5 protein-coding genes are annotated in these 7,064 nt (G+C 38.4%); 3 read left to right on the top strand and 2 right to left on the bottom strand.

From position 1 onward, the window contains the following. Positions 1–316: 316 nt before the first annotated feature. Entirely contained in the window at positions 317–523 is a 207-nt protein-coding gene (locus tag AACW45_RS34520; RefSeq protein ID WP_190637547.1) for a hypothetical protein, read from the top strand. 186 nt (positions 524–709) lie between these two features. Here the strand turns inward: AACW45_RS34520 and AACW45_RS34515 are convergent, their stop codons facing one another. Further along, entirely contained in the window at positions 710–2,167 is a 1,458-nt protein-coding gene (locus AACW45_RS34515; protein ID WP_190637545.1) for an AAA-like domain-containing protein, read from the bottom strand. Between the two features lie 305 nt (positions 2,168–2,472). On the opposite strand from AACW45_RS34515, the gene AACW45_RS34510 reads away from it, so the two are divergent. Beyond that, positions 2,473–4,035 (top strand): calcium-binding protein, encoded by a 1,563-nt coding sequence (locus AACW45_RS34510; RefSeq protein WP_190637543.1) that lies wholly within the window; start codon positions 2,473–2,475, stop codon positions 4,033–4,035. A gap of 571 nt (positions 4,036–4,606) precedes the next feature. After that, a complete protein-coding gene (locus AACW45_RS34505; protein ID WP_199331293.1) occupies positions 4,607–4,828 on the top strand; it encodes a hypothetical protein in 222 nt (73 codons plus the stop codon). Between the two features lie 201 nt (positions 4,829–5,029). Here AACW45_RS34505 and AACW45_RS34500 read toward each other — a convergent pair whose 3' ends face one another. Next, on the bottom strand, positions 5,030–5,572 hold the full coding sequence (locus tag AACW45_RS34500; RefSeq protein WP_190637541.1) for a DUF4334 domain-containing protein: 543 nt from the start codon (positions 5,570–5,572) through the stop codon (positions 5,030–5,032). Between the last annotated feature and the right edge of the window lie 1,492 nt (positions 5,573–7,064).

Here is a 7,064-nt window from a genome sequence, read left to right as displayed (position 1 = left end):
CCCAATAAATTTGTAGTGCGAGCAGCGTTCGACTGAGCGCTCAGTCGAACGCTGCTCGCACTACTAGGGAATATGGGTAATTTATTTTTTGTAAGTCCCTAAGTCATTTGTTAGAGACGCGATGAACCCTTGTCTGTACAATTTTTTGTTCCCCTTCCCTGCCCAATGCCCACTCGCCCTGAGGGAAGTCGAAGGGATGCCCCATGCCCATTTTAATTGAATGCTCCCGCCTACTTAAACTATCCAGAAAAAATGGTCACTTACGGCTACGTCTTGTATCGTAAAAAGTAATGGCCTCATCACAAATATAAAAATCATGGATAGCAGACAACTGGCTAGATACATGGAAGCCACGGATAGCATCGCTAAACCTTGGCTGTTAGTGCAACTGCGCCTGAAAAAACTCCAAGAACGTCAATCCCAGATTCCTCAAGAAGTTTATGTTGAGGAATTAGAAGATATCTTCCAAGATATGATGAACTTGGGCGAATGGTGGCAAGGTATCGAAGATGAGGTATTTTGATTAGTTGATAGTCAAAATTACTCAGAGTTAGCAGTTGTGTGTACTCAAGAGAGATGTCGTACACGCGATCGCACTTCAAGTTAACGTCATACTACAGTGCAATTAATTGAATCATCTCTCACAGATCCTCCCTGGCTTACCTTTATCAGGCTAGCAAGGGGGGATCACTTGTTAGGATCTAGCCCTTTAACTGAGGCGATTTTGAAAATACTGGCGGTACAAGTCGCAACTTGGTATTACCTTATTTTCATGAGAATATACTACTAAACCCATACTATGCAATTTAAAAGCTGATTCTGAATCTAGTTCTATTGGTAAGGAACTGTTAACAACTTGGTTAAAGGCTGTGGCTAAATTCGCATGGGGTTCGAGATTGCATAAATGCGATCGCAAATGATCGCTATAAATTCCCGCTTCTGTTGGGGCTGTTTGTAACAACTGCTCTAGGGTAATATCTTGCTGTTGCAGGTGATAAAGGGCGAGCCTGACTAAATAAGGATGTCCCCCTACCATTTCCATCAGTTGTGTTACTTGGGCATCCGTCCAATTTAGCCTCTGATGCCGCTCAACGAGAATTTTCACCTGTTCTGAGGTAAATTCTGGTAATTCCACGCTCAAGCCGACGTTAAAGGGCGATTGATTGATATTTAAGGGGATATATACTTCCTTAGAATGTACCAAAACTAAGCGGAGTTTTTGCCATAATTCGCTACTGCGATCGCCATATTTAGCATATTCATACCAAGCGCGTAACAAGCTAAAAAAGTCTTCGGCTATGTCGCGATGGGGAAAAATGCGATCGACACCATCTAAACTAATAACTAAGGGGCTATCAATTTCTTCTAACAAACATTCTTCAAAATAAGCAGTAGCTTTATCTTTACTGCCATAAATGCTCCAATAATCATCTAATTGCGGCAATCGCTTTAATTTTCTGCCCACACTTTCGCAAAACCAGCGTAAAAATATATCTAAGTTGGTAAAAACTGCTTTATCTGCTAAATGAAAGCTTAAAGATACTGTTTGATAACCATGCTTTCGCGCTTCATCTAACATCCTCGCCATCAGGGAAGTTTTACCCATTTGTCCCGGTGCTTTTATCCGAATTAAAGCACCTGGTTGCAAAATTTCTTGATAACAACGTTCTTCAATGGGAGGACGTTCAATATAAAATTTAGAAGCTAAAGGTACTTGACCTGCTGGGAATTCTAGCTCTGTATTTAGTTGGGTTCCTGCATTGCTATTTACACCAATTAATTCTGACGCATTGCTGGAAGAACCTGGATAATTTGATGTTGTTGTTTCTACTGTTAAGGGTGAAGATAACATCACATCAGATTGTATAATTGTCTCTAACTGCTTTGTTACTGCCCCATTGCGTAAAAGTCTTTGTCGCTCCACTGCTGTTTGAAAATTCTTTTTACTAACCTTTTCTCCAAATGCTTCTGACAACATTTGCCACAGCTTAGGCCCTACATCATGTTGGAGATATTCAGTAGTATAGCCATAAGTTTGAGCAATCTCATCATATTTCTTCCCTTGCCAAGAACTACGAAGTATTGCCACTTCAATATCTTTCAAGTGTCTTTTAGTCTGGGCAACAACTGCTGCATCTAAAATTTTGAATGCTGTTTCAAAGTCCATTGCTCAGGGATGAATTACAACTATTTGCTTATTTAGCTACAACTCGAATTTTTAAAATTCCAGATTTTTTCTTTAACAATCTGGAAATAGCGAAAATCGAGACATTGCTTATTTTTACACAGATGAGTCTCCTTAAATATTAGGACTTAATCTTACTTAAGATTTTTTATTGTTTAATCTTTGTCTATCAAACTCCTTAAATTATCCACATTTACCTTTCATCGAGCAAGAGTCAACCTAATAATATCCAAACTCTATAAGAGTCAGAGACATATTTTTAGGCAAATTCAAGGAGATAAAACATTATGGCGATTATTAGTGGAAGTATTACCCAAGCCGACGATAAAATTGTTGCTGATGGAGCTAACGATATAATTGACGCTTTAGCTGGTAACGATTCTGTAAATGGTGGTGGAGGTAACGACACTCTCATTGGCAATTTCGGCAATGATTCTTTATTTGGGGGACTAGGTAATGATTCCCTCGATGGGGGATTAAATAGAGACAGCCTTGATGGTGGCGCGGGTAACGACACTCTCAACGGTGGCGATGATAACGATACCCTTTCTGGTGGAACTGGAAACAATCGCGTTAATGGTGGTGCTGGTAACGATTTGCTTCTCGCCCAAAACGGACAATCTCCAGGTATAGGTGATGTTGGCGATACTTTAATTGGCGGTGCTGGTAATGATGAGTTACGTGTTGCGGGAGCCACAAATTATTTCTTGACTAATAATCAGCTATTTGTGGGTAATTTAATCCATCAGTTTTCTGAGATTGAGAGAGTTAGGTTAACTGGTACTTCTGGTAATGACACGATTAACGCTTCTCAAGCTTTGTTGACAGATAGAACTTTTCTTTTTGGTAATGAAGGTAACGACACCATTATCGGTAGTCGCGGTTTAGACCAGATTTACGGTGGTAGCGGTAATGACAGCATCGTCGGTGGTGCAGGATTTAACTTCCTACGTGGTAATGATGGTAATGATACTCTCATAGGCGGGAATGACAATAATAATTTAGAAGGTGGCGCGGGAAATGACTTAGTTCAAGGTGGAACAGGTAGAGATACTTTTGTCGATAGTGCTTTTGATGGAGCAGGTGACGATCGCTACATTGGCGGCGCTGGTGATGATTATTTATTCATAAATGGGGACAATAACTTTGAGCTGTTCTCATTTGTTAACGAACCAAGTAAAAGCCAACTCAAAGGTGGTAAGTTTGCCATAGGTACAAACCTAGATGACTCAGCCACAGGTACTGATACCCTAGAAGGCATTGAAACCGTAGAAATTCACGGCGGAAATGGTAGCAATCGCATTGATGCTAATCGCGCTTTTCAAGATGTAATTCTTAATGGTCGCGATGGCAATGATGTTCTGCTGGGCGGTAAGGGTAACGATACGCTATTGGGTGGATTAGGCAATGATAATCTCAACGGTGGTGCAGGTAACGATCGCTTAGATGCCAGTCTTGGCAATGATAGTATTGCTGGTGGTGTAGGTAATGATACCCTGCTTGGTAGCGGTGGCTTTAATACCGGCGAAATAGATACTTTATCTGGCGGTTCTGCATTAAACGGTGTTCAATCTGTTGATACTTTCTCGCTCAATGATTCCTATCGTCAAGCTGGTCATGCAATTATCACAGACTTCTCTGTCATCGATGGCGAAAAACTAATTCTGCGCGGTGTAGCCAGCGATTACACGTTTGTGCAGCAAAAGTTTACTACTGGTACTTTAACTAATAACTCATCTACTTTAGATACGGTCATTTTCTATGGTGCGCCTGCTTTCGGTGATGTAATTGCTGTGGCTGAGGATGTGAGTTTTACGGCGACAACTCCAGGGATTACATTTATTAGTTGATATTTGCACTGTCAACAAAATGCGATCGCTAATGAGTGCAAATTGCAAGTTGGTGAGGTACAGATAATCGTTCATTGTAGGGGCATTGGCACTGCCATGCCCCGAAGCGCGTACCTCATTTACCTGAAATATTTTGTTCAAAAATCAAATATGAATCCTATATAAGATGACCGAAAAAATTTTAGATTTTAGATTTTGGATTTTGGATTAAATCTAAAATCTAGAATCTAAAAAAGGTTACAAGCCTCTCCCTTTAGGGAGATGAAAATAAAAAGAAATCGTTCCTGCAAGCCTCTTCCTTATAGGGAGAGGTCAATCTAAAATCTAAAATCCAAAATCCAAAATTGGTTGACTATTTGATTTTAAAACTAACACCAATTGAAAAAAAGCATCAGACAGATTGTAGTGTTACAACAATACTTTAAATTTTCAATTAGATGATTATAACTTTGGTAGTAAATAGGAACCTAACTAGAGACAGTCAAGAATGATCGCTTTATCTAAATAGGATGAGGAAGAAATCAAGCAATTGATAATGCAATGCTTAGTAGATATATTCCTCAAGAAATAGATGGTGATTTCCAACTGGAGTCTTCCACTTCCTTTAGAACAATACCTAAATCACAGAGTTGTCATATATTTCTTCTCCGATGGAGAATGGATACCGATTAAATACTGTCGTTTAGCAAAAGCAATCGAAATTTCTCAGCAAGCCCAGCAGGAGTCAGCCAGTGAAACTTTGTTATTTCCTGTAGATTTAAATCCCAACTTTTTTAATCAACAACTTTTTTGAATTAATTGAAATACTCCCGTCAAATACAGGTTGACGGGAGAGTTTTTTTATGTGATATGAATCAGTAAATTTCTTTACTTTATACCAATTAGCAAAAAGAATGCGCCAGATTGTAGGGGCACTGGCACTGCCATGCCCTCTAGAATATTTTAATGTGTCGCCAAGATTATTTGAATTGGTATTAGCCAATCTGAATAACAATTAAATGCATCGTCTGAGAACGAAAAAGAAAGGTTGATTGATGTTTTTATAATCCATAATTCCTAACACAGTATTCTCATCTACTTTGCGAAAGGAATCATTAATCGGCAAATAATCATAAACCATCGTCGCAGTCACTTTTCCTCGATACTCCATCATCCGCAGTCTAGCTTGAGGTTTCTCAGTTTTCAGTAAAGAATTCATCCAGCCTAACAAAGGTTTTAATGAATCATTTCTAGGAATCGGCAATTTCAATACCCAGTTCATTAAATTAGCCTTAGGCGCAACCTTAAAGATTTTTCCCCGATTATTTAAAAATAACAATGGATGCACATTTTCCGCATCGACAAATTCTTTCCCATACCAATTAGAAATTTCTAATAAACCATCCATTGGATGATCTGTATGCAAGCCAGATCCTTGCCAACGTCCAAACATAAATTCTAAATTAACTGGTTCAAGCCGATCAAATAACTGTAAAGCCTCTTCTTTTGTAGTTTTACCAGTTTCCAGAATCAATTGAGCGTTTTCTAAAGTATTCATGGTTGTGCTTGCTATGATTATGATTTGGCAAATGACTAAATTACTGAAATGACTTTACTGCGCTTAATTTTATGTTAGCAATATCTAATACCAGTTCACAAAAAATATGATGTAGATGTAGGTTGGGCTTACTGTGTGTAAACCCAACAAATCGCCGAAAATGTTGGGTTAACCTACGGGAAGCCCTGCGGGAGACGCTACGCATAGCTTGCTTCTCCGAAGGAGTACGTCGCTACCCTTCGGGAACGCTTTTAGCGAACAAGTCGGGGAACCGCAAGGGCGCACTGCCTCACCGCTCCGCGTCTACGTTCCTCAAACCAATCTAAATTTATCCTTGACTGAACCTTATTGAATTTTATGTTAGCAATATCATTACGGAATTTCTGATATTAAATATAACTTGTCAAAATAGCAAGACAATCAAGAGATTTGTTGTAAATTTAACCCTTTGGCATTTTGGCAACTATCCCCAAAACTTACTTGATATATTGCAATTATTACCAAGATGTTTACACTCATATACAGAAGACGGGGCCGCACCCGTCTTTTTGCTTTTTTACATTTTTACGATTTGGCATTTTGGCAACTTACCAAAATTTAGCTATGCTATTTTCATAAAGCTTGTCAGGAATAAACTGGGGTTTAAACAGGAAATAATGAACAACTAATGGTTATTTATGTTTGCACCCTTAATAATTCTGACAACCTATTTAATTCGCTGTGTATTTTTTTCAGAGTCCAAGGTGTATTACCTCTTTCAAGCTATCTTGGCGGGATAATTCCCGTCTTTTATTTTGCGTAATTTCTTGGAGATTCTTTTGATATCAATCTAGTACGACAAGGCAAAAGTCAAAAGTCAAAAGTCAAAAGTCAAAAGTCAAAAGTCAAAAGAAAGAACTATTATCTTACAAGATTTTTACCTACAGCAGATTACCAGTTAGTGAGGTACAGATTATCGTTGATTGTAGGGGCACTGGCACTGCCATGCCCCGAAGTGCATACCTCATTTACCTGAAATATACTGTATTTTAAACGGTCTGCTTATTTACGCCGAGGTGTACTAGTTAAAATTTAGTTAATTGTCGAATTAGCATAGGTAATATTATTTACATATTCTGAATAATGCGATTTTATTTTCGTTTGTCAATTTCTCGACAATCTCAGGATAATGATGCAAGAAAATCTCTTTTTCCTAGTGCCTATTGTAATTTTGATTTAGGTACTATCATCTGTTTTTGGATTTGAACACATCCTAGAGGAAGATGTCAAACCTAAAAATAAACAGTAGATTAAATCGGGATGTTGTTATGCACTGGATTTATATATAGGTCTGGTAACCAGCCAAACCTTTTTTTATTTGCACATTAAAAATAGCAGTTTGCATAGTTAAGGGATGATTTGAAAGAATTGCTACCCACACTTTGTGTATGCATGAAGATGGTTTACAGATTACAGCAATTTTTAGGTAAATAGACCACACTGTAGGGGCACG

The organism is Calothrix sp. FACHB-168 (genome assembly GCF_963889195.1).
Classification (GTDB): Bacteria; Cyanobacteriota; Cyanobacteriia; order Cyanobacteriales; family Nostocaceae; genus Aulosira; species Aulosira anomala_A.
Note: the sequence above shows the minus strand (reverse complement) of the source record. Positions and strands in the feature narration are given on the sequence as shown.

Excerpts from the sequence above, each read along its gene's own strand:
- AACW45_RS34520 (WP_190637547.1), top strand. The coding sequence starts at position 317 with ATGGATAGCAGACAACTGGCTAGATACATGGAAGCCACGGATAGCATC.
- AACW45_RS34515 (WP_190637545.1), bottom strand. The coding sequence starts at position 2,167 with ATGGACTTTGAAACAGCATTCAAAATTTTAGATGCAGCAGTTGTTGCC.
- AACW45_RS34510 (WP_190637543.1), top strand. The coding sequence starts at position 2,473 with ATGGCGATTATTAGTGGAAGTATTACCCAAGCCGACGATAAAATTGTT.
- AACW45_RS34505 (WP_199331293.1), top strand. The coding sequence starts at position 4,607 with ATGGTGATTTCCAACTGGAGTCTTCCACTTCCTTTAGAACAATACCTA.
- AACW45_RS34500 (WP_190637541.1), bottom strand. The coding sequence starts at position 5,572 with ATGAATACTTTAGAAAACGCTCAATTGATTCTGGAAACTGGTAAAACT.